Below are 22,641 nucleotides of genomic sequence, written 5' to 3' on the forward strand. Positions count from 1 at the left end.
GTTGAGGCTTACTTGGCCGGGCTGGCCTCCGGCACGAACTTGGTCAGCTGGTTGGCCGTCGCCGCCGTGCCGAAGTTGAAGCGGCCGTAGCCGGCGCCCCAGTACAGCGCGCCGTCCACGATGGCCGGCGAGCTGATCACCGAGCCGGTGGCGTCGTGATTCCACAGCGTGGCGCCGGTGTCGGCATCCAGGGCGACCATGTTGCCGGCCATCGACCCGGCGTAGAGCAGGTTCGGCGACACCGTCAGCGAGCCCTGGCCACCGGCCGGGACGTTCGGATTCACGCGGTTGATGCCGGGCACCTTGACCTGCCACTTGATCTTGCCGGTGGCGGCATCCAGCGCGGCCCACGAGCCGCCATTGTGGCTCTGGGTGTTCGCCGGTCCCAGCGTATAGGTGGCGTTGGTGCTGTTGTTGATGGCCACATAGACCTGCGACTTGTACGGGTCGAACGCAGTGCCCCACTCGACGCCGCCGGTGGTGCCGCCGGGGCCGACCTGGGTCGACCACACCTTGGCACCGGTCTTGGCGTCGAAGGCCCAGTAGATGCCGCTCTTCTGCCCTGCGCCGACCAGTTGCTGCGCCTTGCCGTCGCGCCACACGGTGAACAGCTGCACGCCGGCACCGCCGAAGTCGTAATCAGGACCGGTCAGGTTGGTTGCCTGGGTGTTCGGGCACAGGCCATTGGTGGGCGCCACGATGCACGACAGGTTCCAGGCGTCGTAGCCTTGTGCACGGTCGGCCCAGACCAGCTTGCCGGTGTCCAGATTCAACGAGACCACCGAGTCGACGTAGTTGTCCGGGGCCATGCACGCCAGTTCGTCCTGCACGGTGAGTTCGCTGCCGCGGTAGGAGCGCGCGTTGGAGACGCAGTTACCCACGCTGGCGGGAATGTTGTAGTTGTTGCCGGTGCCGAAATACAGGCGGCGGCTGATCGGGTCGATCGCCACCTGGCCCCACACCGATGCGCCGGTATACCCCTCGGGCACGTTGTAGAACTGCCACACCTTCTTGCCGGTACTCAGATCCAGTGCCACCACGCTGCCGCGGAAACTGAAGGTGTGGGTCGAATCCAGGTTGCCCCAGTCGCCGGAGGAAATGCCCACGTAGATGCGGTTGCCGTAGATCACCGGCGAGGAGGTGATGCGCGCCTGCGGGTTGGCTTCGGCGGTGGTCTTCCACAGCAGCTTGCCGGTCTTCTTGTCGATGGCCAGCACGGTACCGGCGGCCTGGTCGCCGACGATGATGCTGTTGGCGCTGATGGCCGGGGTGTTGCGCGTCACCGAGTTGGCATTGCCGGTGTAGTCGGACAGCTTGGCCTGCCAGTTCGGCTTGCCGGTCTGGGTGTCGACGCTATACAGCGTGCCGCCCCAGTCGGGCACGTACAACGTGCCACCTTCCACGCTCGGCGTGGCCGAGATGTCGCCGGTGGTGGTCAGGGTCCAGGCCGGGACGAGGCCCTTGACGGTGGTGCGGTTGATCTTCCACTCGCCCGGCGCGAAGCGCTGGTTCAAGTAGCCGCCGCCGGCGGTGGTCCAGCTGGTGGGGCTGGCAAACGGAAGGTCTTTGCCGAAGCTGCGCCAGATCTGGCTGGAGCCTGCGAAGGCCTGGGTATCCAGGGACGACACCGGCTGTTGTGCGGTTGCGGGGCCGGGCTGGGCGAAAGCCACTGCGCTGGCAAGCAGGCAGGGAACGAGCGTCAAACTGCGAAATCGCAAGCGGCGAATTGAATGTGTCATCACGGCATGTCCATAGATGGAAGGAAGCGCTGGATCCCCCCGGATCTGCCGAGTGAAGATGGCCGATCGGCGAGACCATGCAACACACGCATGTCGCTGCATTCATTCAACGGTCGGGTCCGGTCGCATCTGGTACGACCAGCTCGCAAAAATTGCGTTCAGCCTGTTCGGTATTCGCACAAATACTGATGATTCATCACTATCTGCACCAGCCGCGATAGGAAAAATGATTGGCCGCGAGACCGGCGTATTGCCCGCAAATCAATGGTCTGAAAAAAGTAACCAGGAAATTTTGCGCCACCTTGTCAGGTTGGTCACGGTGTTGAACAGCGCCCCTCTCCCCAGGGGGCGAGAAGGCACTGTTTGCGCGCCACTGGCGCGCGTGCCTTGGAGCGCCCGCGTCGCAAACGCCGGCCGGGGCGCGGAGCGGGGGTTGGGGTGAGGGGTACGGGGCGATGCCACACGAGAGACCGGATTGCATGGCTTCGCACCTACCCTCGCCCGCCCCTTCGGGGCACCTTCTCCCGGAGGGAGAAGGAAACAGCCATGCAGGGCTGCGTTATCTTTTACGTCAGGCGCTTTGAGGCGAGGGCGCGGCGCTGTGCGCCGTATTGGGCGCGATCAGCGCCAACTGCGCGATGGCATCCTGCACCACCTCCGCCACCGTGGCGTCCACATCCACCGATACCACGTCGGCTTCGTCCAGCGGCAATTCCAGTGTCTGCAACTGGCTGTCGAGCAGGCTGGCCGGCATGAAATGGCCGGCGCGCGCGCTCAGGCGTGCGGCGATCACGTGCGGGGCCGCGTGCAGGAACACGAAGCGCAGCGGAATGCCGCTGCGGCGCAGCAATTGACGATGCGTGCCGCGCAAGCCCGAGAACGCGAGCACCACCGACTCGCCGGCCTGGACGCAGTCGCGCAAGGTGGCCGCAAGCAACTCCACCCAGGGCAGGCGCATCGCATCGGTGAGCGGTTGGCCTGCGGCCATCTGCGCGCGTGCGGCCACGCTGTGGTAATCGTCGGCATCCAGAAAACGGTAGCCGTAATGCGCTGCCAGGGCCTGCGCGATGGTGGTCTTGCCGCTGCCTGAAACGCCCATCACCACGATGGCCAGGGGCGAAGCGGACGCGGGTGTAGCAGGGGCTGCGGTGTCCATCACGTCAGGTTATATCTCCGGAGCGATTCGGCATTTTGCCGGATTTCACGTTGGCGGCAGCCGATGCGTGGTGTAGCGTCGGCGCTCCTCGCCAGGTGAGCGAGCCGCCAGCGTAACGGCGCGCTCGGCCCGGTTCAACGCACTCCAGGGTCTGCCGATGCCGTCATCGCCTGCACCGTCTCCTGCATCGGCGCGCCTGCGCTGGCGCGAAAAGCTGGGCTACGGCGCCGGCGATCTGGGCCTGAATCTGTACTGGGCCAACATCTCCGCGTTCTTGCTGATCTTCTACACCGACACCATGCATCTGCCGGCAGCGGCGGTGGGCACGATGATCCTGTTGACCAAGATCGCCGATGCGATCGCCGACCCGGCGATGGGGGCATTGGCCGATCGCACGCGCAGCCGCTGGGGCAAATTCCGCCCGTATCTGCTGTGGGGCGCGGTGCCGATGGCGGTGACCGGTGTGCTGGCCTACACCACGCCTGCGCTGGACCAGAACGGGCGCATGTGGTGGGCCACGATCAGCTTCCTGGTGATGATGCTGGCCTACACCGTGGTGAGCATTCCGTACTCGGCATTGTCGGGCGTGATCACCGCCGACAGCAGCCAGCGCACCAGCTTGATCAGCCTGCGCTTCATCGCCGCGTTCGCCGGCACCACGCTGGTCAATTACTGCACCCTGGACCTGGTGGCGTGGCTCGGTGCCGGCAACGATGCACTGGGCTGGCAGCGCACGATGATGCTGTACGGCGCGGTGGCGGTGGCGCTGTTCGTGACCGTGGCGCTGACCACGCGCGAGCGCGTGCAGCCACCGCCGCAACAGCGCACGCCGGTCCGCCGGGACATCGCCGACCTGCTGCAGAACAAACCCTGGTGCGTGCTGTTCGTGCTGTCGTTGATCATCATGATCACCATTGTCATGCGCGGCGGTGCGGGCGTGTATTACCTCAAGTACTACGTGCAGCGGCCGGAGCTGACCGGGCTGTTCCTGGGCGGCTATTCGGTGTCGTTGGCGATGGGTGCGGCGATCACGCCGCTGCTGACACGGCATTGGGACAAGCGCCAGTTGATGACCGCGCTGATGGCGATGGTGGGCGTGTTGAGCTGCCTGATGTTTTTCATTCCTGCCGATGCGGTGTGGGCGATCTTCGCGTTGAACATGTTGATCGGGCTGGCGCTGGGGCCGAAGTCGCCGCTGGCCTTTTCGATGTATGCCGACAGCGCCGACTACACCGAGTGGCGCACCGGCCGGCGCGCCACCGCGATGACCTTTGCCGCCGCGACCTTCTCGCAAAAGCTCGGTGGCGCGCTGGCGTCGGCCGGCATCGCCTGGGTGCTGGCGGGCATGGGCTATGTGGCCAACAGCGCGCAGTCTGCCGGGTCGTTGACCGGCATCGTGCTGCTGCTGACGGTGATCCCGGGCGCGGTGGCGCTGCTGGCGGCCTGGACCATGCGTTTCTATCCACTCGATGACGGCTTGTTGCGCCGCATCCAACACGAACTGGCCGCGCGCAAGCGCGACGAACAGGAGCACCGCTGACCGTGTCCGCACTTTCCCAGGCTGATTCCAGCACCACGTCCAACGACGATCTGTCCGCGTTGCTGGCGCCCAGCGCCGACGGCACGCGGTATGCGCTCTACAGCCCCACCGCGATGCCGAACGCGGGCGCATTCCTGTGGAACCGCCGCATGATGCTGCAGCTCACCTGCCGTGGTTACGCCACCGGGCAGTTCATGCAGCCGGAGCCGGCCAAGTATGCCCATGCGCCACTGCTGGAGGCGCGCAACTTCATGATGCCCGAGCAGCCCTACTACGCGCATCATCCCGGGCGTTTCTTCTATCTCAAGGACGAAGACAGCGGCGCGTTGTATTCGGTGCCGCACGAACCGGTGCGCGCGCCGCCGGAGCAGTTCGCGTTTTCCGCCGGCAAGCACGATGTGCGCTGGCGGGTGCGCCATGACGGCATCGTGGTGGAGCTGTGCGTGGCGTTGCCCACCGACGATGCGGTGGAGCTGTGGGAGTGCCGCGTGCATAACCTGTCCGGCCGCACGCGCCGGCTCAGCCTGTATCCGTATTTCCCCATCGGCTACATGTCGTGGATGCATCAGGGCGGCGCCTACGAGCCGGCGCTGGGCGGCATCGTCTGCCGTAGCGTGACGCCGTATCAGAAGGTGGACGACTATTTCCGTCAACGCGATTTCAAGGACTGCACCTTCCTGTTGCACGAGCAGCCGCCGGTGGCCTGGGATGCGCAGCAGACGGCCTTCGAAGGCGAGGGTGGCCTGCATGCGCCCTCGGCCATCCAGGCCGAGCAGTTGGGCAACAGCGATGCGCACTACGAGAACCCGGCCGCCGCGTTGCAGTATCGGCTGACGCTGGACGCCGATGCGGCAAGTGTCTACCGCTTCGCGTTCGGGCCGGCCAAGGACGACGCAGAAATCGCCGCGCTGCGTGCGCGTTATCTGTCCGAAGCCGGCTTTGCTGCCGCCGCGCGCGACTACGCGCAGTATCTGCAGGGCGGGCAGGGTTGCGTGCAGATCGCCACGCCCGATCCAGCCCTGGACAACCTGGTCAATCATTGGTTGCCGCGGCAGGTGTTCTATCACGGCGACGTCAATCGCCTGACCACCGATCCGCAGACGCGCAACTATCTGCAGGACCACATGGGCATGGCCTACCTGCAGCCGGCCACCGCACGCGCGGCGTTGCTGCACGCGCTCTCGCAGCAGGAACCCAGCGGCGCGATGCCGGACGGCATCCTGCTGGTGGAAGGCGCCGAGCTGAAATACATCAACCAGGTGCCGCATACCGACCATTGCGTGTGGTTGCCGATCTTCCTGAGCGCCTATCTGGCCGAAACCGGCGATGCCAGCGTGCTCGACGCGGTGGTCCGCACGCAGGACGGGCAGGCGCTGAGCGTGGCCGAGCGCCTGGATGCGGCCATGCAATGGTTGCTGGACGCACGCGACGCCCGCGGCCTGAGTTTCATCGCCCAGGGTGACTGGAACGACCCGATGAACATGGTCGGCTGGCGCGGCAAGGGTGTGTCCGGCTGGCTCACCGTGGCCACCGCGTATGCACTGCGGCTGTGGTCGGGCATCTGTGCAGCGCATGGGCGAAGCGCGCAGGCAGAAACGTTTGCGCAGGCCGTGCAGACGGTCAATGCCGATGCCAATCGGGAATTGTGGGACGGCAACTGGTATGCGCGCGGCATCACCGACGACGGCGTGCGCTTCGGCATCGCCGACGATGTGGAAGGACGCATCTATCTCAATCCGCAGAGCTTTGCGCTGCTGGCCGGCACCGCCGACACCGCGCAGCGCGACGCCTTGCTGGAGGCGGTGCGCGAACAGCTGCATACGCCGTACGGGCCGGTGATGCTGGCCCCGGCGTACACGCATATGCGCGACGACGTGGGCCGGTTGACGCAGAAGTGGCCGGGCGCCGCGGAAAATGGCGCGGTCTACAACCATGCGGTGGCGTTCTACCTGTACAGCCTGTACCAGATTGGCGAAGCCGACCGCGCCTGGGAGATCCTGCGCGCAATGCTGCCCGGCCCCACCCGCGAGGACGTGCTGCAGCGCGGCCATCTGCCGGTGTCGTTGCCCAATTACTATCGCGGCGCCTGGCATCAATATCCGCGCACGGCCGGGCGGTCCAGCCAGCTGTTCAACACCGGCACGGTGGCCTGGGTGTATCGCTGCGTGCTCGAAGGCCTGTTCGGCCTGGTCGGCGAGGGCGATGCATTGGCGATCCGACCGCAGCTGCCCTCGCATTGGCCGCACGCGCAGGTGACGCGCCAGTTCCGCGGCGCGCAGTTCGAGGTGACGCTGACACGGGAGCCGGGACGCACGCAGGTAGATGTTGACGTGGATGGAGCCGCTTGCCCGGACCAGCGTGTGCACGGCATCGTCGCCGGCCGTACGTATCGGGTGCAGGTGCGCCTGCCGGGCTGACGGCCCTCACCCGCCCTTCGGGCACCCTCTCCCGCAGGCGGGAGAGGGGGGCATTGACCGGCCGGACTGCGATCCGGCCGGAGCGGCTCAGCCACTCATGTGGGCGTTTTTTTGGATCTGAAGCTTCGGCGAGGCGGAATCGGCCTGGCGGAACAACAAACGGCTGACCGGTAGCGCACTGCAAACGCCTAGTAGGGAGACGTGGTCCAGGTGAACACACCACGCTGAGCCAACGCGGATCACTCCCTTCTCCCGCGTGCGGGAGAAGGTGCCCGCAGGGCGGATGAGGGGCGTCTGACGCTTCACGCTCCGCCAACCAGACCGGCACGAACCCCAACCCCCAATCCCGATTCCCCACTGCGTAAACTCCCAGGCTCGCCTCGCGCCGCCTAGGAACGCCCCTTGGTCTCAAGCTGGATCCTGCTGCTGGTTTCCGTCGGCTATGCCGCGCTGCTGTTCGGCGTGGCGTGGTGGGGTGACCGTCGTCCGCTGTACCCGGAGCGGCCGTGGCTGCGGCCAGCGGTCTACAGCCTGGCACTGGCGGTGTACTGCTCGTCGTGGACCTTCTACGGCGCGGTCGGCTCGGCGGTGCGCAACGGCATCGGTTATCTGCCGATCTACCTGGGCCCGCTGCTGTTGCTGCTGTTCGGCTGGCGCATCATCGAGCGGCTGGCGTTGATCGCACGCGCCGAGAACACCGTTTCCATCGCCGATTTCATTTCGTCGCGCTATGGCCGTTCGCGGCGGCTGGCGGCGCTGGTGGCGGTGATCGCGCTGGTCGGCATCGTTCCGTATCTGGCCCTGCAGTACAAGGCAGTGGCGATGAGCCTGGAGGTGCTGACCGGGCATAGCAGTGCCGGGCGCGGCATCTTTGCCGATCCGGCGCTGTACGTGGCGCTGTTGATGGCCTTGTTCGCGACCTTGTTCGGCACCCGCCAGGTCGATGCCACCGAACACCACCGCGGCATGATGCTGGCGATCGCGCTGGAGTCGGTGATCAAGTTGATCGCCATCGTCGCGGTGGGGCTGTTCGCCTGGGTGTGGCTGAGCGACCATCAGGTACCCATCGCCGACTCGGCGCGCACCTTGTTCGAGCACACCCCGTCGGTGGGCTTCATTTCGCAGACCTTGCTCAGCTTCCTGGCAGTGATCTGCCTGCCGCGCCAGTTCCATGTGGCGGTGGTGGAATGCAGCGACGTCGGCGACATCCGGCGCGCGCGCTGGTTGTTCGGCGCCTACCTGGTGATCATCTCGGCGATGGTGGTGCCGATCGCATCGGCCGGCGTGGCCTTGTTCGGCAAGGGCAGCACGGTGGTCGACGATGCGGTGGTGCTGGCGCTGCCGCTGAGCCAGGGCAATACCGTGCTGGCACTGGTGGCGTATGTGGGCGGGTTTTCCGCCGCCACCGGCATGGTGATCGTGGCCAGCATCGCGTTGGCCACGATGGTCAGCAACGACCTGGTGATGCCGGTGCTGCTGCGCCGCCGTGGCAGCGCCGATGCGCGCGCGGCGGTGGCCTCGCGGGTGTTGTGGATCCGCCGCGTCGCCATCCTGCTGCTGGCGCTGATCGCCTACGGCTACCACCGTAGCGTGGCCAACGACACCACCTTGGCCGCCTACGGCCTGATGGCCTTTGCGGCAGTGGCACAGTTCGCGCCGGGGGTGATCGGTGGGCTGTACTGGCGCGGCGCCAGCCGCAAGGGCGTGGAGACCGGCATGGTGCTGGGCTTCATGACCTGGATCTACACGCTGCTGCTGCCGGCCGCCACGCGCGCGGGGTGGCTGCAGCCGGACTGGCTGGTGGACGGGCCGTTCGGCATCGCCTGGTTGCAGCCGCAGCAACTGTTCGGCATGCATGGCTGGGACCCGCTGGCGCATGGCACGTTCTGGTCGCTGCTGATCAATGTCGGCGCGATGATGCTGGTCTCCGCACGCTGGCGCCCCGGGGTGGACGAGCGCCTGCGCGCCGCGCCATTCCTGGACCCGTACGCGCAGCGCCCGGCGGTGGCCGGCGACTGGCCCGGGCATGTGCGCGTGGCCGACCTGCAGGCCCTGGCCGAGCGCGTGGTGGGCGAGCGGCATGCGCACCGCGCCTTCGTCGACCAGGCGGTGCTGCTGGAGCGCGAGCTGCAGCCCACCGTGGTGGCCGATCGCGCCTGGGTACAGTTCACCGAGCGCCTGCTGGCCGCCTCGATCGGCGCGGCCTCCGCACGCCTGGTGCTGACCAGCCTGTTGCGCGGCTCGGGCATGGACCTGGGCGAGGTGGTGGCGGTGCTGGACGAAGCCGGCCAGGAGCTGCGCTTCAACCGCGAGATCCTGTCCACCACGCTGGAAAACATCAGCGCTGCGGTCAGCGTGGTCGACCCGGAAATGCGCCTGACCGCGTGGAATCGCCGCTACCAGCAGCTGTTCGGCTATCCGGACGGCATGCTGTATGTCGGCCGCCCGGTGGCCGACCTGATCCGCTACAACGCCGAGCGCGGCGAGCTGGGCGAGGGCGATATCGAAGACCAGATCGATCGCCGTATCCGCCATATGCGCGCCGGCTCGCCGCATGTGTTCGAGCGTACCCGCAGCGACGGCAAGGTGATCGAGATGCGTGGCCAGGCGCTGCCCGGCGGCGGCTATGTCACCAGCTACAACGACATCACCGACTACAAGCGTGCCGAACGTGCGCTGCTGGACGCCAACGAGAACCTGGAACAGCGCGTGGCCGATCGCTCGCGCGAGGCCGAGCTGGCACAGCAATCCAAGACGCGTTTTCTGGCTGCCATCAGCCACGACGTGTTGCAGCCGCTCAATGCCGCGCGGCTGTTTGCTTCGGCCTTGCGCGAGAGCCACCAGAACAACGAGGAGCAACGCCATCTGGCCGAGCGCGTGGATGCCTCGCTGCGCGCGGCCGAGGAGTTGCTCGATGGCCTGCTCGACGTCTCGCGGCTGGATGCCGGCGGCCTGCGGCCCACGGTCGAGGACTTCGATGCCAGCGCGCTGATGCATGAACTGGCCGCGCAATACGCGCCGGTGGCGTCCAGCCGCGGCCTGCAGCTGCAGGTGCACAGCCGCCCGCTGTGGGTGCGCAGCGACCGCCGTCTGCTGCGCCGGGTGATGCAGAACTTCCTGGCCAATGCGCTGCGCTACACGCGCCAGGGCCGCATCGTGCTGGGCATGCGCGGCCGCGGCGACCAGGTGGAGCTGCAGGTGTGGGATACCGGCCCGGGCATTCCCGAGCACCACATGCGGCAGATCTTCGAAGAGTTCCGCCGCTATCAGCAGCCGTTCGACTGGGGCGAGCAGGGTCTGGGGCTGGGCCTGTCGATCTGCCAGCGCATCTCGCGCCTGCTCGACCACGACCTGAGCGCGCGCAGCCAGGTCGGCCGCGGCAGCATGTTCTCGATCCTGCTGCCGCGCGTGGCGGCAGTGCCGCTGCCACCGGTGCTGCCGGTGGCGGTGGCGCGCGCGCTGCCCAGCGGCGATTCGCTGGCGGGCCTGCGCGTGCTGTGCGTGGACAACGACCGCGAGATCCTCGACGGCATGCGCGCCTTGCTCGGTCGCTGGCAGGTGGAGGTGATCACCGCCAGCACGGTGGATCAGGCGCTGGAACGCGCGCGCGAGCAACCGGACCTGATGCTGGTGGATTACCACCTGCACGACCGGCTCGATGGCCTGGACACGCTGGATGCGCTGCAGGCCGCCGCCCCTGCACCGATTGCCGGCGCGCTGCTCACCGCCGATGGCCGCGATGAACTCAAGCAGCTCGCGCGCGAACGTGGCTACCGCCTGCTGACCAAACCGGTGAAGCCGGCCTCGTTACGCGCGTTCCTGAGCGCGCATCACGATGCGAAAACGCGCTGACGGGTGCATCCCTGCCATCACCGCGACATGCGGCGATGCAGTCGGCATCGAGTAAACATCCACGATGCCGACGCGCGCGGAGCGCATGCCCTGCATCGTAGGAGCGCACCCGGGCGCGAGAGGCTTTACCGATAACGCCTGTCGCGCCCGGGTGCGCTCCTACGGAGACCGCTGCGTGCTACGCGGCGCCGCTGAGGTGTTCGTAGAGGATGACGCTGCCGACGATCACCAGGATCACGCCACCGAGGATCGGCGCGCTTGCCGATCAGGTTGCCGAGCACGCGGCCCAGCACGCGGTCTAATACGCGGCCTAGCTTGACGCCAGCGGTGGTCATGCACGGAGCGCACTGCCCTGCATCGTAGGAGCGCACCCGGGCGCGAGGGGCTTTATCGATAACGCCTCGTCGCGCCCGGGTGCGCTCCTACGGCAGACTGCTGCGTGCTACGCGGCGCCGCTGAGGTGTTCGTAGAGGATGACGCTGCCGACGATCACCAGGATCACGCCACCGAGGATCTCGGCACGCTTGCCGATCAGGTTGCCGAGCGCGCGGCCCAGCACGCGGTCTAATACGCGGCCCAGCTTGACGCCTGCGGTGGTCATGCACGAAGCGCACTGCCCTGCATCGTAGGAGCGCACCTGGGCGCGAGGGGCTTTATCGATAACGCCTCGTCGCGCCCAGGTGCGCTCCTACCGGAGAACGCTGCGTGCTATGCGGCGCCGCTGAGGTGTTCGTAGAGGATGACGCTGCCGACGATCACCAGGATCACGCCACCGAGGATCTCGGCGCGCTTGCCGATCAGGTTGCCGAGCACGCGGCCCAGCATGACGCCTGCGGTGACCATGCTGAAGGTGCACAGCCCGACCACCACCGCCACCACGCCGATATGCACGTCCAGAAACGCCAGGCTCACGCCGACCGCCATCGCATCGATGCTGGTGGCAAAACCCGTGGTGGCCAGGGCGAGCAGGCCGTGCCGTTTTGGCGTGTCGGCAGCTGCATCGTCAATCTCGTCGGCTTCGTTGCGCAGGCCGGCCACAATCATGTGCACGCCCAGGCCGCCGAGCAGCACGAAGGCAATCCAGTGATCGAACGCACGCAGGTGGCTGGACGCGGCGCGCCCCAACAGCCAGCCGATCACCGGGGTGATCGCCTCGATGCTGCCGAAGATCAAACCGGCGCGTAGCGCATCGCGCCACTGCGGCTTGCGCATGGCCGCGCCCTTGCCGATCGCTGCGGCAAACGCATCGGTGGACATCGCAAAACCGATCAACACAATGGAAAACGGGGACATCGACATTCTCGGGTTGGGCACGATCGCAACGACATGCGCCCGCGCCAACCGTTGTTGTGCGCGCATGCCGCTGGTCTCGCCAAACCACGATTGGTTGCCTGCACCACGGCGCAATGGCCGAGTATGTTGATGCAGGCGCTTTCGATGGACGAAAGCAGGCTACTCCCCAAGGGGGCGCGCAGTGTAGCAATGCATGGCCGCGTTCGGTGCGCCTGCACTGCACGCGAAGGTCGGTCTGATCTTTATAGCCGTGGCTATTGCGACCCGGGATTTACGCGGGTTTTTGCCTTGTTTCCAGGCGCCAGGGCCCGGACGGCAGGTCCACCCACCGGTCGGATGTGGTGCCCGATTGCCTTGGCTATGCTGAAAAACGGTCTCCTTGCCGATGAAGCAGGCAGCGAAAAACGCGGGAAAAAGCCGCTGATGTGGGATGTGCCGCAAGCAGTGCGATGGAACTTCGTAGCTGGACGTGCGTGCATGCGCCGGCGCCGGCTTGCCGCTGTCTTTCAGGACGCCGATGCAGGCATGCAGCGATCAGCAACATGCACCGATGCCGCTTTCCGGAACACTGCGATGTGCGCGGCCTGCGACGTCGCAGCGGGTGCACGCCACACCAGTGGGGTGGAGCGCGATGGCCAGGCTGCCCTCGCAGCACTGCGGAAAGAGCGCCCAGCGCTACACGCACAGGCTCAGCCGCGCAGCGGGTAGACGCCAGAGCCAACCGCCGGCAGCGCGCAGCGGGGAGCCACCAGCACCGACGCAAACAAACGCCCGGCCCGGGCCGCTGCTACAGCAACGCTGCGGAGATCTCCGCCGTCGCCGCACACAAGGCCTGCAGTGCCGCGTGCGGGCCGACCAGCTCCGGGCGGCGCGCGATGAACGGGACGGTCAGCGTATAGGTCGCGCTGCCGCGTTGCAGGATCGGTGCGGTCAGGTCGACCACGCCCACCACCGCTTCGCTGGGCTGCATGGCATAGCCGTCGTTGCGCGCCTGCGCGGCGGCCGCCAGGAACTGCGCACGCTCGAACGGCACCTCGCTGGCGTCGAGCATGTCCAGCCAGCGCGCCTGCACCTCCGGCTGCTGGAACGCGAACAGCACCAGCCCGGAACTGGAATGGGTCAGCGGGCGGCGATGGCCCGGGCGCACCACCAGGCCCAGGTCGCTGGGCACGTCCATCTGCGCGATCACCACGATCTGGTCGCCGGACGGTGCCACCAGGTGGCAGGGCTGACAGATCGCATCGGCCAGCCGCCGCATCACCGGCAACGCCGCTTCGCTGATGCTCTGCACCTGCGGCTGCTGCATGCCGAGCATGAACAGCCGATTGGTCAGCACATAGTCGCCCTCGCCGTCGCGGGTGAGATAGCCGCGCTCCTCCAGCACCTGCAGCATGCGGAAGATCTCCCCGCGCGAGCGACCGATGCCCTGCGAGATCGCGCCCATGCTCATCGGCTGTGCCTGGCGGGCGAGCAGCTCGAGGATGTCCAGGCCCTTGTCCAGGGCGGGGGCGCGGTACTTGGCGGGTTCGGTGCTCATCCGTCTGCGGCTCCAGGCAAGGCTGCGGCGCGCCAGGGTACAGGCATCGCGGACAGCGGTGAGGGTCGGCCCTCGCGTGCAAATATAAACAAAGTTTTTATATTTGCATGGTGCTGGCCTGCGCAGTACGCTCGCCGCACAGCAACGCAAGCGCCACAGCCTTGGGAGGGGATCGGTCGCATGCATCACAGTGACATTGCCGCGTCACCGCGCGGCAACCTGGCGCGTACCGCCATGGTTCCCCTGTTGTTGATCGTCAGCCTGTTCTTTCTATGGGGCATGGCCAACAACCTCAACGACATCCTGATCAAGCAGTTCAAGAAGGCCTTCGAGCTGACCGACCTGCAGGCAGGCCTGGTGCAGAGCGCGTTCTACCTGGGCTATTTCGTGTTCGCGATGCCGGCGGCGATGTTCATGCGCCGCTACAGCTACAAGGCGGCCGTGGTGCTGGGCCTGCTGCTGTATGCATGCGGCGCGTTCCTGTTCTATCCGGCCGCGCAGGTGCATACCTACTGGCTGTTCCTGCTGGCCTTGTTCGTGATCGCCAGCGGCCTGGCGTTCCTGGAAACCACCGCCAACCCGCTGGTGACCGTGCTCGGCCCGGCAGAAGGCGCGGCACGGCGGTTGAACCTGGCCCAGGCGTTCAACCCGTTGGGCTCGATCACCGGCGTGCTGGTCGGCCAGCACTTCATCTTCTCCGGCGTGGAGCACACCCCGGCCGAGCTGGCGGCGATGACGCCGGCCGCGCGCGCGGCATTCTTCGCCACCGAATCGGCGGCGGTGCAGACGCCGTACCTGGTGATCGGCGCGGTGGTTGTGGTGTGGGCGATCCTGATTGCGCTGGTGCGCTTTCCCACCGGCGATGCCGGCGCGGGCGAGGCTGCGCCCAGGCGCGCACGCTTTAGCGAATTGCTGCGCAACCGGCTGTTCGTGTTTTCGGTGGTGGCGCAGTTCTTCTACGTGGGCGCGCAGGTTGGCATCTGGAGTTATCTGATCCGTTACCTGCAGGATGCGGTGCCAGGCACGCCGGAGAAAAGCGCGGCCACCTATCTGACCATCTCGCTGGTGCTGTTCATGGCCGGCCGTTTCATCGGCACCGCGCTGTTGCGCTATCTGGCGCCGGCCAGGTTGCTGGCGAGCTTTGCCACGATCAATCTGGTCTTGTGTGCGGTGGCGATCGCCTTCCCCGGTTGGACCGGCCTGTATGCGCTGGTGGCCGCAAGCGTGTTCATGTCGGTGATGTTTCCGACCATCTTTGCGCTGGGCCTGGACGGCCTGCATGACGATGCGCGCAAGCTGGGCTCGTCCTTGCTGGTGATGTCGATCATCGGTGGTGCGCTGCTCACCGCGGTGATGGGCGCGGTGTCGGACCTGGCCGGTATCCACTGGGCGATGGTGGTGCCGGGTGGGTGCTTTGCGGTGATCCTGCTGTTCGCGTTGCGCGCACGGCGCGCGGCGCCGGTGATTGCTGGGGCAGGCGCATGAGCACGCGGCGGCTGTGCTACGTGCTGGATCTGCACGACGATGCGCAGTTGATCGCCGAGTACGAGCGTTGGCATCGGCCCAGCGAGGTCTGGCCGGAAGTGGTGGCCTCGTTGCAGCAGGCCGGCATCCTGGAGCTGGAGATCTTCCGCAGCGGCGACCGCCTGGTGATGCTGATGGAGGTCGGCGACACCTACGATCCGGCGGCCAAGGCCGCGCGGGATGCGGCCGATCCGCGGATCCAGGCCTGGGAGGACCTGATGTGGCGGTTCCAGAAACCGCTGCCGGGCAGCGCGCCTGGGGAGAAGTGGCGCGAGGCGGGGCGGATCTTTGCGTTGAGTGCGGCGATCGACGCGCAGCGCTAGCCGTGCCCCTCATCCGCCCTTCGGGCACCTTCTCCCGCTTGCGGGAGAAGGGAGCATTCGCTTGGCGGGGCTGCGGTCCGGCCGGCCTGGCACTACCGGGTGGGGCGCTTGTGGGTCTGCGTCTTCGGCCTGGCGAACGGCTGACTGGCAGCATGCTGCAGACGCCCGACGGTGGGGACATGGCGCAGACGCCTACCCCACCTGAGCCAACGCCGACCACGCCCTTCTCCCGGGTGCGGGAGAAGGTGCCCGCAGGGCGGATGAGGGGCTGCGTGCTCAGGCCTTGGCGTTGCCGGCCAGATCTTCGACCCAGAAACGTCCTTCCGGATAGCTGAACTCCGCGATCGAGGACGCATGCATTTCCGCCGAGAAACCCGCTGCCTCCGGGGCCAGGTAGCGGCCGTGCAGGATGCGCACCGGGTCCAGGAAATGCTGGTGCAGGTGGTCGACGAATTCGATCGCGCGGTCTTCCATCTTGCCGGTGATGGCGACGAAGTCGGCCATGGCCAGGTGTTGCACCAGCTCGCACAGGCCGACGCCGCCGGCGTGCGGGAACACGCGCACATTGAACTTGGCGGCCAGCAGCAGGATGGCGAGGTTTTCGTTGACCCCGCCCACGCGCGCGGCGTCGATCTGGATCAGGTCCACCGCGCCGGCCTGCAATAGCTGCTTGAACACCACCCGGTTCTGGGTGTGCTCGCCGGTGGACACCGGTACCGGCGTGATGCCCTGGCGGATCGCGGCGTGGCCGAGCACATCGTCCGGACTGGTCGGTTCCTCGATCCAGGCAATGTCGAATTCGGCCAGCTGGCGCATCCAGTCGATCGCCGGGCCCACGTCCCAGCGCTGGTTGGCGTCCACCGCCATGGCGATGTCCGGGCCGATCGCCTCGCGCGCCAGGCGGCAGCGGCGGATGTCGTCCTGCACGTTGGCGCCGACCTTGAGCTTGATGGTGCGGAAGCCGTCGGCCACCGCTTCCTTGGCCAGGCGCACCAGCTTCTCGTCCGAGTAGCCGAGCCAGCCGGGCGAGGTGGTGTAGGCCGGATAGCCCTGTTCGATCAGCGTGGCGATGCGTTGCGCGCGCTGCGGTTGCGCCGCACGCAGGATCGCCAGCGCTTCGTCGCGGGTGAGCGCGTCGGTGAGGTAGCGGAAGTCGATGGTGTCGACCAGCTGCTCGGGCGTGAGTTCGGCGATGTAGCGCCACAGCGGTTTTTTCGCTGCGCGCGCGGCCAGATCCCAGGCGGCGTTGATCACCGCGCCGATCGCCATGTGCATCACGCCCTTTTCCGGGCCCAGCCAGCGCAGCTGCGAGTCGTTGGTGAGCCGGCGCGCGAACGCACCCAGATCGGCGACGACCTCGTCCACCGACAGACCGACCACGTGCTCGGCCAGTGCGGCCACCGCGGCGGTCTGCACATCGTTGCCGCGGCCGATGGTGAACACCAGGCCGTAGCCGGCCAGGTCATCCGGCGCATCGGTGCGCAGCACGACGTAGGCGGCCGAGTAATCCGGATCCGGATTCATCGCATCCGACCCATCGAGCTCGCGCGAGGTGGGGAAGCGGACATCGTGGGTGTCGAGGGCGATGATGGTGCGCATGGAGGTCCTGGGCGATGGAAACGAAAATTAGAAACGCGCGGAGTAAGACGGAAACGGAGCAGGACGCCAGAGCCTCTCTCCCACCGGGAGAGGGCTTCGGGCTGCATCGTGCCGGATGTATTACGACTTGCCTTGACCGCCATCTCTTTCCAATGCGGAAAAAGGTGCTGAGGAAAGAGGCCTCAAACCGCATCGCGCGGATGCGCCACCACCGGCTGGCGCTGGCGACCCAGCCCTTCGATCTCCAGCTCCATCACGTCGCCCGGCTTCAGGTACACCGGCGGCTTCTGGCCCAGGCCCACGCCCGGGGGGGTGCCGGTGCTGATCACATCGCCCGGCATCAGCGTCATGTAGCGGCTGATGTGGCTGACCAGTTCGGCCACGCCGAACACCATCGTGCGGGTGCTGCCGTTCTGGTAGCGGTGGCCGTTGACCTCCAGCCACATCGACAGGTTCTGCGGGTCGGCGATTTCATCGCGGGTGACCAGCCACGGGCCGATCGGGCCGAAGGTGTCGGCGCTCTTGCCCTTGACCCACTGGCCGCCGTGTTCGAGCTGGAATTCGCGCTCGGACAGGTCGTTGATCACCGCGTAGCCGGCGACATGGTTCAGCGCCTCGTCCACCGTGACATCGCGCGCCACATCGCCGATCACCACGCCCAGTTCCACTTCCCAATCGCTCTTGACCGAGCCGCGCGGGATGATCACGGTGTCGTTGGGGCCGCACACGGCAGTGGTGGCCTTCATGAACAGGATCGGCATCTTGGGCACGTCCATGCCCGATTCGGCGGCGTGGTCGGCGTAGTTCAAGCCCACGCAGATGAACTTGCCGATCTGCCCCACGGCGGCGCCATAGCGCAGCTCGCCTTCTAGCAGCGGCAGCGTGGCCACATCCAGCGCACGCAGTTTGTCCAGGCCGGCATTGGTGATGTGCTCGCCGGCCACATCGTCGATCACGCCGCTCAGATCGCGGATGCGGCCTTGGTCATCGATCAGGCCGGGACGTTCCTGGCCGGGGGCGCCAACGCGTACGAGTTTCATGCAGTCTTCCTTTGCAGGTGAGGAATGGAGCGGCCAGCAACGCTGGCGCGCGTGCATCGGGTGGGTAAGGACGGCGGGCGCAAACCGAGGCGGACGAGCGGGACGCATCGCATCTGGCAGTGGTGCGCGGCGCCGCGATCCATGGTCGTACTCAGTTCGACCAGCCGCCATCGATGATATGGGTCTGGCCGGTGGTGAACGACGATTCGTCCGAGGCCAGGTACACCACCAGCTGCGCGATCTCGCGCGGGTCGCCCAGGCGGCCCATCGGCTGGCGGTCGGTGAAGCTCTTCCACACCGCCTGTTCGTCGCCGCCCAGCGCCTTGACGCGCTGGCCCAGCGACGGCGTCTTGATGGTGCCGGGGCAGATCGCGTTGCAACGTACGCCCTGGGCCACGTAATCGGCGGCAATGGCCTTGCTCAGGCCGATCACTGCGGCCTTGGTGACGCCGTAGACGAAGCGGTTCGGCACGCCCTTGATGCTGGAGGCCACCGAGGACATGTTGATGATGCTGCCGCGGCCGCGCTCGAGCATGCCCGGCAGCACCGCCTTGCAGGTGTAGTACATCGCATCGACGTTGATCGAGAACGAGCGGCGCCAGGCCGGCTCGTCGCAATCGAGGATGCTGCCCTGGTGCACGAAGCCGGCACAGTTGAACAACACATCGAACGGGCCGTGCGCGGCGACCAGGTCGGCAACTGCCGATGCATCGGTGACATCCAGCAGCTGGGTGGTGATGGCATCGGATTCGGCTGCCAGCGCCTGCAAGGCCGCGGCGTCGATATCGGTGGCGATCACCTGCGCACCGGCACGCGCGCAGGCCAGCGCGCTTTCGCGGCCGATGCCGGCGCCGGCGGCGGTGATCAGGCAGCGCTTGCCATGCAGGCGGTCGTTGGGAGTTGCAGGGATCGAGACAGTCATACCGAAGAGGTTCCGTGGGTGGGGGCCGCCGGCCGTGGCAGACGATAGAACGTGCGTGCGTTGTCGCCGAACACCGCTTTGGCATGGCCGTCGGCGTGTGTGGCAACCAGGTGCTGTGCGATCTCAAGCCACTGCGCATACTCGGCGCGCTGGGTCAGCACCGGCCAGTCGCTGCCCCACAGCATGCGCTGCTGGCCGAAGCGTGCGAACAGATGCGCGACATACGGCTCCAGCGCCTCCACGCCGGCGCCGCGCGCTGCTTCGGTGAGCAGGCCGGAGAGTTTGCAGTGCACGTTGGGATGCTGCGCCAGCGCGGCCATGCCGGCGGCCCAGGCGACGAATTCGCCTGCGGCGATCTGCGGCTTGCCGCCGTGATCGACGACCACGCGCAGCTGTGGATGGCGCTTCAGGCGTGCCTGCAGCGCCGGCACATGCACGCTGCGGATCAGGGCGTCGAAGGCCAGGTCGTGCGCGAGCAGGGCGTCGAAGGCGGCATCCAGCCCGGGCTGGGCCAGCCATTGCGCATCGGCAATGTCCTGCACCATCGGGCGCAGGCCCTTGAGCACACCGTCGCCGGCCTGCACCAGCGCATCGATGCGCGCGGCGGCATCGGGCGCGGCGAAATCGACCCAGCCCACCACGCCGGCGATGCGCGCATCGGCGCGCGCCAGCTCGAACAGGTAGCGCGTTTCGGCCTCGGTCGCGGCGGCCTGCACCACCACCACGCCATCGATATCGGCAGCATCCAGCGCCTGGCCGATATCGGCGGGGCCGAAGTCGCGATACAGCGGCGCCAGTTCGGGCGTCAGCCAGTGGTAATCGCCACGGGCCAGCTGCCAGAAATGCAGATGCGCGTCGATGCGGCTCATGGCGTGGGCAGGTCCGCGTCGAGCAGGCCGTCATCGCGCAGGCGTTGCCACAGCGCAGGCGGAATCGCCGCCTGCAACCGCGTGGCGGCCGAGTGCACCTCGGCCACCGTCCGCATGCCGGCCACCACCGTGGTCACCGCCGGATGCGCCAGCGGGAACTGCAACGCGGCCGCGCCGATATCCACCCCGAACGCCGCGCAGGCTGCATACAGGCGCTGCGCATGCTGCAGGGTGGCGGTGTCGACCGGGGCATAGTTGTAGGTCGCGCCGGGGCCATGTGCGTCGCTGAGCAGGCCGGAGCTGTACGGGCCGGCCGACAGGATCGCCACGTTGCGCTGCTGCGCCTGCTCGAGCAGCGCGCGGGCACCGTGCTGCTCCAGCAGCGTGTAGCGGCCGGCCAGCATCACGCAGTCGAGCGGAAAGCGTGGCAGCACCTCCAGCGCCACGTCCTGCTCGTTGACCCCCAGCCCGATCGCCCCGCAGGCACCGGCCGCCTTCAGCTCCGCCATCGCCGGCAAGGCCTCCTCCAAGGCCTGGCGCAGGACGTTGGCGTGGTTGTCGCCGTGGGTCAGCGCACCGATGTCGTGCAGCAGCAGCACGTCGACGTAGTCGGTGCCCAGGCGCTCCAGGCTGGAGGCGAACGCGCGCCGCACGCCGTCGGCGCTGTAGTCGAACTCGGCGCGCCGGCCCGCCACCGCAAAGCCGTCGCGCCCGGCGGTGGCCTGCGCGTCGTCGTGGATGCAGCGGCCGACCTTGGTCGACAGCGTGTAGGCGCTGCGCGGCACGCCGGCCAAACCACGGCCCAGGCGCGTCTCGCTCAGCCCGTAGCCGTAGTACGGCGCGGTGTCGAAGTGCCGGATGCCGGCCTGGTACGCAGCCGCCACCGCGGCCAGTGCCTGGCCGTCATCGACCTCGGTATACAGATTGCCGATCGGCGCGGCGCCAAACCCCAGTGCCGACAGCTGCACATCGGTGCCGCCCAGACGCTGCCGCGCAACGCTCACGCCGCACACTCCGCGCGCAGGGCGGTCGCGGGGCAGGTGCACACGGAATCTGGGAAGCAGGGGCTGGGCATCGCGACATCCACCAGCCGGCCGATGCCGGTCTGTTCGCATATGAATATCGCAATCATGAGTAAACAGATCACGCTGCAGTGCAGCATTGCGGACCACAAGGCCGATACGTGCGCCGTGCAGCGCCACGGTAGGTCGTCAGCCCGCCCCGCTCGCCAGCGTCGCACGACGTAGGAACCCGGTCTGTATCGAAATCCTTGCCGCATGGCCTCGTGCGACGGGCGCAAGACAGGCACCAACGCTGCGCAAGCCACGTGCGGTTCAACCACAAGGCCTTCGTCGGCATCGGCGTTACGCCCGATACCATCAAGACCTACGAATACTCCGAAGAACTGGTGTGGGCACGCGCGCCCAATACGCACCGACGCATCCGCCTGCGTCTGAGCAACGAGGCGCATGTGGTGACCTTCGACTATTGCTTCGACGATGGCCGGCAGTGGATTCGCCACCCCACGCGCATGGAAATGTCCGGCTTTCACCACAACGTGTTCGGCGGCTTCCTGAGCCTGCAGCTCGGCATCTACGCTGCGCAGCAAGGCGCAGTGGTGTTGCGTGATTTCAGTTACCGCGCGCTGCGCTGAGCGCGGTCTGCAGCATCCAGCGATGCGGGTAAACGGCGGGGTCCGGGGGGACCCCGCCATCAGACCTGGCGTGGCTAACAAAACGTAGCTGCACAGGCGTTTCGCTCGCCGCTCCTAGCCGCAGCAGTAGCAGACGTTGCCTTGCCCCAGGTCGCCGCCAAACTCCGGACACTCGGCTTTGCAGGCCCACGCACTACACGATTCGGTTTTCGGCTGTGCGTTATCCACCGCCATGACCTGGAACGTACCGAAACCGGTACTGGCCAGGAACGTGGCCGCCATCAACGCCGTCCGCAAAGTACCCCAACGCTTCTTCATGCATTACTCCTTCACCGTTGCCAAAGCCGCTGGCGCATCCGTGCGGCGCAACGCGGCGACCAGGTCCTGCACCTGCTCCGTGGTATCGAAGACGCCAAGACGGGAATGGCGCACGCGCCCCTGCCCATCGATGGCCATCAGCAGTGGCACGTTGCGCGCGCGAAACAGCATCAGTGCGCGACGATCGGTCAACGTGACCACCGGAAAATCGAAGCCATGCACATGCGCATAGCGCGCAGCCTGCGCCGCATCGCACTGGCATACGCCGAGCAACTGCGGACGGCCGGGCAGATTGGCCTGCAATTGCCTTGCCGCACGCAGCACGGTGGGTGCCGAACGCTGGCAATACGGGCAGGTGGTGGTGAAGAAGAACAGCACCTGCGCCTGTCCCTGCGGCACGCCGAGCAGATGGCGTTGGCCCTGGGTATCGGTGACCGCGATGCGCGGCACGTACATGCCGTCATACGGCGCGCTGATGCGGGTCTGCAACATCTGCTGCTGCGCACGCAGCTGCTTGTTCTGCCATGCAAGCACCGCGATTAATGCACAGGCAACCAGCAGCCCGATCCAGAGCCAGGGAAAACGTCGCGCCATGCCAGCTCCAGTAGCGTCATCAAGCCCGAGCCTTGCCCAGGCATGAGCTGATGGTCAATGGTGATATCGACAACTGCGATGTCGCGCGGTGCGGGGCTGTGGACGCGGTCACGCCCCGGCGCTTGGGCTTGCCAGTGCCGCGGCAGTCGGCACGGAGCGATTGCGCAACTGCGACGCTGCAGGTGGAGCGATGCCACCGCGCCGCACCGGCGCGCGACGCATCCATCGCCGCCGTAATCGCGACCGGACCATGCGCGGCAGGCG

General features: G+C 67.1%; 17 protein-coding genes, 1 pseudogene and 1 riboswitch. Of the genes and pseudogenes, 6 read left to right on the forward strand and 12 right to left on the reverse strand.

All coding sequences use genetic code 11. From position 1 onward, the window contains the following. Window positions 1–8 precede the first annotated feature (8 nt). Window positions 9–1,739: a PQQ-binding-like beta-propeller repeat protein gene (locus tag EO141_RS12860; protein ID WP_104649872.1), complete on the reverse strand. Its 1,731-nt coding sequence runs from the start codon at window positions 1,737–1,739 to the stop codon at window positions 9–11. A gap of 571 nt (window positions 1,740–2,310) precedes the next feature. Further along, window positions 2,311–2,895 carry a gluconokinase gene (locus EO141_RS12865; RefSeq protein WP_127169388.1) on the reverse strand — a complete coding sequence of 195 codons (585 nt, stop codon included), beginning with the start codon at window positions 2,893–2,895 and terminating at the stop codon, window positions 2,311–2,313. A 157-nt stretch (window positions 2,896–3,052) separates the two neighbouring features. On the opposite strand from EO141_RS12865, the gene EO141_RS12870 reads away from it, so the two are divergent. The 3 genes from EO141_RS12870 to EO141_RS12880 all read left to right on the forward strand — a co-directional run bounded on the left by EO141_RS12870 (window position 3,053) and on the right by EO141_RS12880 (window position 10,704). Next, window positions 3,053–4,435 (forward strand): MFS transporter, encoded by a 1,383-nt coding sequence (locus EO141_RS12870; RefSeq protein ID WP_127169389.1) that lies wholly within the window; start codon window positions 3,053–3,055, stop codon window positions 4,433–4,435. A gap of 62 nt (window positions 4,436–4,497) precedes the next feature. Further along, window positions 4,498–6,852 (forward strand): NdvB protein, encoded by a 2,355-nt coding sequence (locus tag EO141_RS12875; protein WP_164739219.1) that lies wholly within the window; start codon window positions 4,498–4,500, stop codon window positions 6,850–6,852. A gap of 402 nt (window positions 6,853–7,254) precedes the next feature. After that, complete coding sequence (locus EO141_RS12880; protein ID WP_127169391.1) at window positions 7,255–10,704, forward strand: PAS domain-containing hybrid sensor histidine kinase/response regulator; 3,450 nt, start codon at window positions 7,255–7,257, stop codon at window positions 10,702–10,704. 442 nt (window positions 10,705–11,146) lie between these two features. Here the strand turns inward: EO141_RS12880 and EO141_RS21845 are convergent, their stop codons facing one another. The 3 genes from EO141_RS21845 to EO141_RS12890 all read right to left on the reverse strand — a co-directional run bounded on the left by EO141_RS21845 (window position 11,147) and on the right by EO141_RS12890 (window position 13,534). Continuing rightward, on the reverse strand, window positions 11,147–11,341 hold the full coding sequence (locus EO141_RS21845; protein ID WP_256359920.1) for a manganese efflux pump: 195 nt from the start codon (window positions 11,339–11,341) through the stop codon (window positions 11,147–11,149). A gap of 71 nt (window positions 11,342–11,412) precedes the next feature. Continuing rightward, a complete protein-coding gene (locus tag EO141_RS12885) occupies window positions 11,413–11,997 on the reverse strand; it encodes a manganese efflux pump MntP family protein (RefSeq protein ID WP_127169392.1) in 585 nt (194 codons plus the stop codon). A 46-nt stretch (window positions 11,998–12,043) separates the two neighbouring features. Then, a riboswitch (yybP-ykoY riboswitch) is annotated at window positions 12,044–12,172 on the reverse strand. Window positions 12,173–12,784: 612 nt separating this feature from the next. Further along, window positions 12,785–13,534: a helix-turn-helix domain-containing protein gene (locus EO141_RS12890; protein ID WP_115051111.1), complete on the reverse strand. Its 750-nt coding sequence runs from the start codon at window positions 13,532–13,534 to the stop codon at window positions 12,785–12,787. A 180-nt stretch (window positions 13,535–13,714) separates the two neighbouring features. Here EO141_RS12890 and fucP point away from each other — a divergent pair, with 180 nt between their 5' ends. Together fucP and EO141_RS12900 are read left to right on the forward strand one after the other, a co-directional pair. After that, on the forward strand, window positions 13,715–15,019 hold the full coding sequence (fucP, locus tag EO141_RS12895; protein ID WP_127169393.1) for an L-fucose:H+ symporter permease: 1,305 nt from the start codon (window positions 13,715–13,717) through the stop codon (window positions 15,017–15,019). Beyond that, window positions 15,016–15,381 carry an L-fucose mutarotase gene (locus EO141_RS12900; RefSeq protein WP_104585593.1) on the forward strand — a complete coding sequence of 122 codons (366 nt, stop codon included), beginning with the start codon at window positions 15,016–15,018 and terminating at the stop codon, window positions 15,379–15,381. Before fucP ends, EO141_RS12900 begins: the two co-directional genes overlap by 4 nt. Window positions 15,382–15,657: 276 nt before the next feature. Here EO141_RS12900 and EO141_RS12905 read toward each other — a convergent pair whose 3' ends face one another. The 5 genes from EO141_RS12905 to EO141_RS12925 form a co-directional block, all read right to left on the reverse strand. Next, window positions 15,658–16,980, reverse strand: coding sequence for an L-fuconate dehydratase (locus EO141_RS12905; protein WP_127169394.1), 1,323 nt, complete (start codon window positions 16,978–16,980; stop codon window positions 15,658–15,660). Between the two features lie 182 nt (window positions 16,981–17,162). Beyond that, window positions 17,163–18,020 (reverse strand): fumarylacetoacetate hydrolase family protein, encoded by an 858-nt coding sequence (locus EO141_RS12910; protein ID WP_127169395.1) that lies wholly within the window; start codon window positions 18,018–18,020, stop codon window positions 17,163–17,165. A gap of 151 nt (window positions 18,021–18,171) precedes the next feature. Beyond that, the gene (locus EO141_RS12915) at window positions 18,172–18,942 is read right to left on the reverse strand and encodes an SDR family oxidoreductase (protein WP_104649882.1); all 771 of its coding nucleotides are present in this window, start codon (window positions 18,940–18,942) and stop codon (window positions 18,172–18,174) included. Continuing rightward, complete coding sequence (locus EO141_RS12920; protein WP_127169396.1) at window positions 18,939–19,811, reverse strand: amidohydrolase family protein; 873 nt, start codon at window positions 19,809–19,811, stop codon at window positions 18,939–18,941. The genes EO141_RS12915 and EO141_RS12920 overlap by 4 nt, the downstream gene beginning before the upstream one ends. Beyond that, window positions 19,808–20,851, reverse strand: coding sequence for an aldo/keto reductase (locus EO141_RS12925; protein WP_209271795.1), 1,044 nt, complete (start codon window positions 20,849–20,851; stop codon window positions 19,808–19,810). The genes EO141_RS12920 and EO141_RS12925 overlap by 4 nt, the downstream gene beginning before the upstream one ends. A 293-nt stretch (window positions 20,852–21,144) precedes the next feature. Here EO141_RS12925 and EO141_RS12930 point away from each other — a divergent pair. Then, window positions 21,145–21,465 (forward strand): annotated as a pseudogene (locus tag EO141_RS12930) (xylan 1,4-beta-xylosidase); the annotation flags it as partial. A gap of 114 nt (window positions 21,466–21,579) precedes the next feature. Here EO141_RS12930 and EO141_RS12935 read toward each other — a convergent pair. Together EO141_RS12935 and EO141_RS12940 are read right to left on the reverse strand one after the other, a co-directional pair. Beyond that, window positions 21,580–21,783: a hypothetical protein gene (locus tag EO141_RS12935; RefSeq protein ID WP_104649885.1), complete on the reverse strand. Its 204-nt coding sequence runs from the start codon at window positions 21,781–21,783 to the stop codon at window positions 21,580–21,582. 3 nt (window positions 21,784–21,786) lie between these two features. Further along, entirely contained in the window at window positions 21,787–22,350 is a 564-nt protein-coding gene (locus EO141_RS12940) for a TlpA disulfide reductase family protein (protein ID WP_180708177.1), read from the reverse strand. Window positions 22,351–22,641 lie beyond the last annotated feature (291 nt).

The organism is Xanthomonas sp. BRIP62415 (assembly GCF_003993515.1).
GTDB classification, from domain to species: domain Bacteria; phylum Pseudomonadota; class Gammaproteobacteria; order Xanthomonadales; family Xanthomonadaceae; genus Xanthomonas; species Xanthomonas euroxanthea.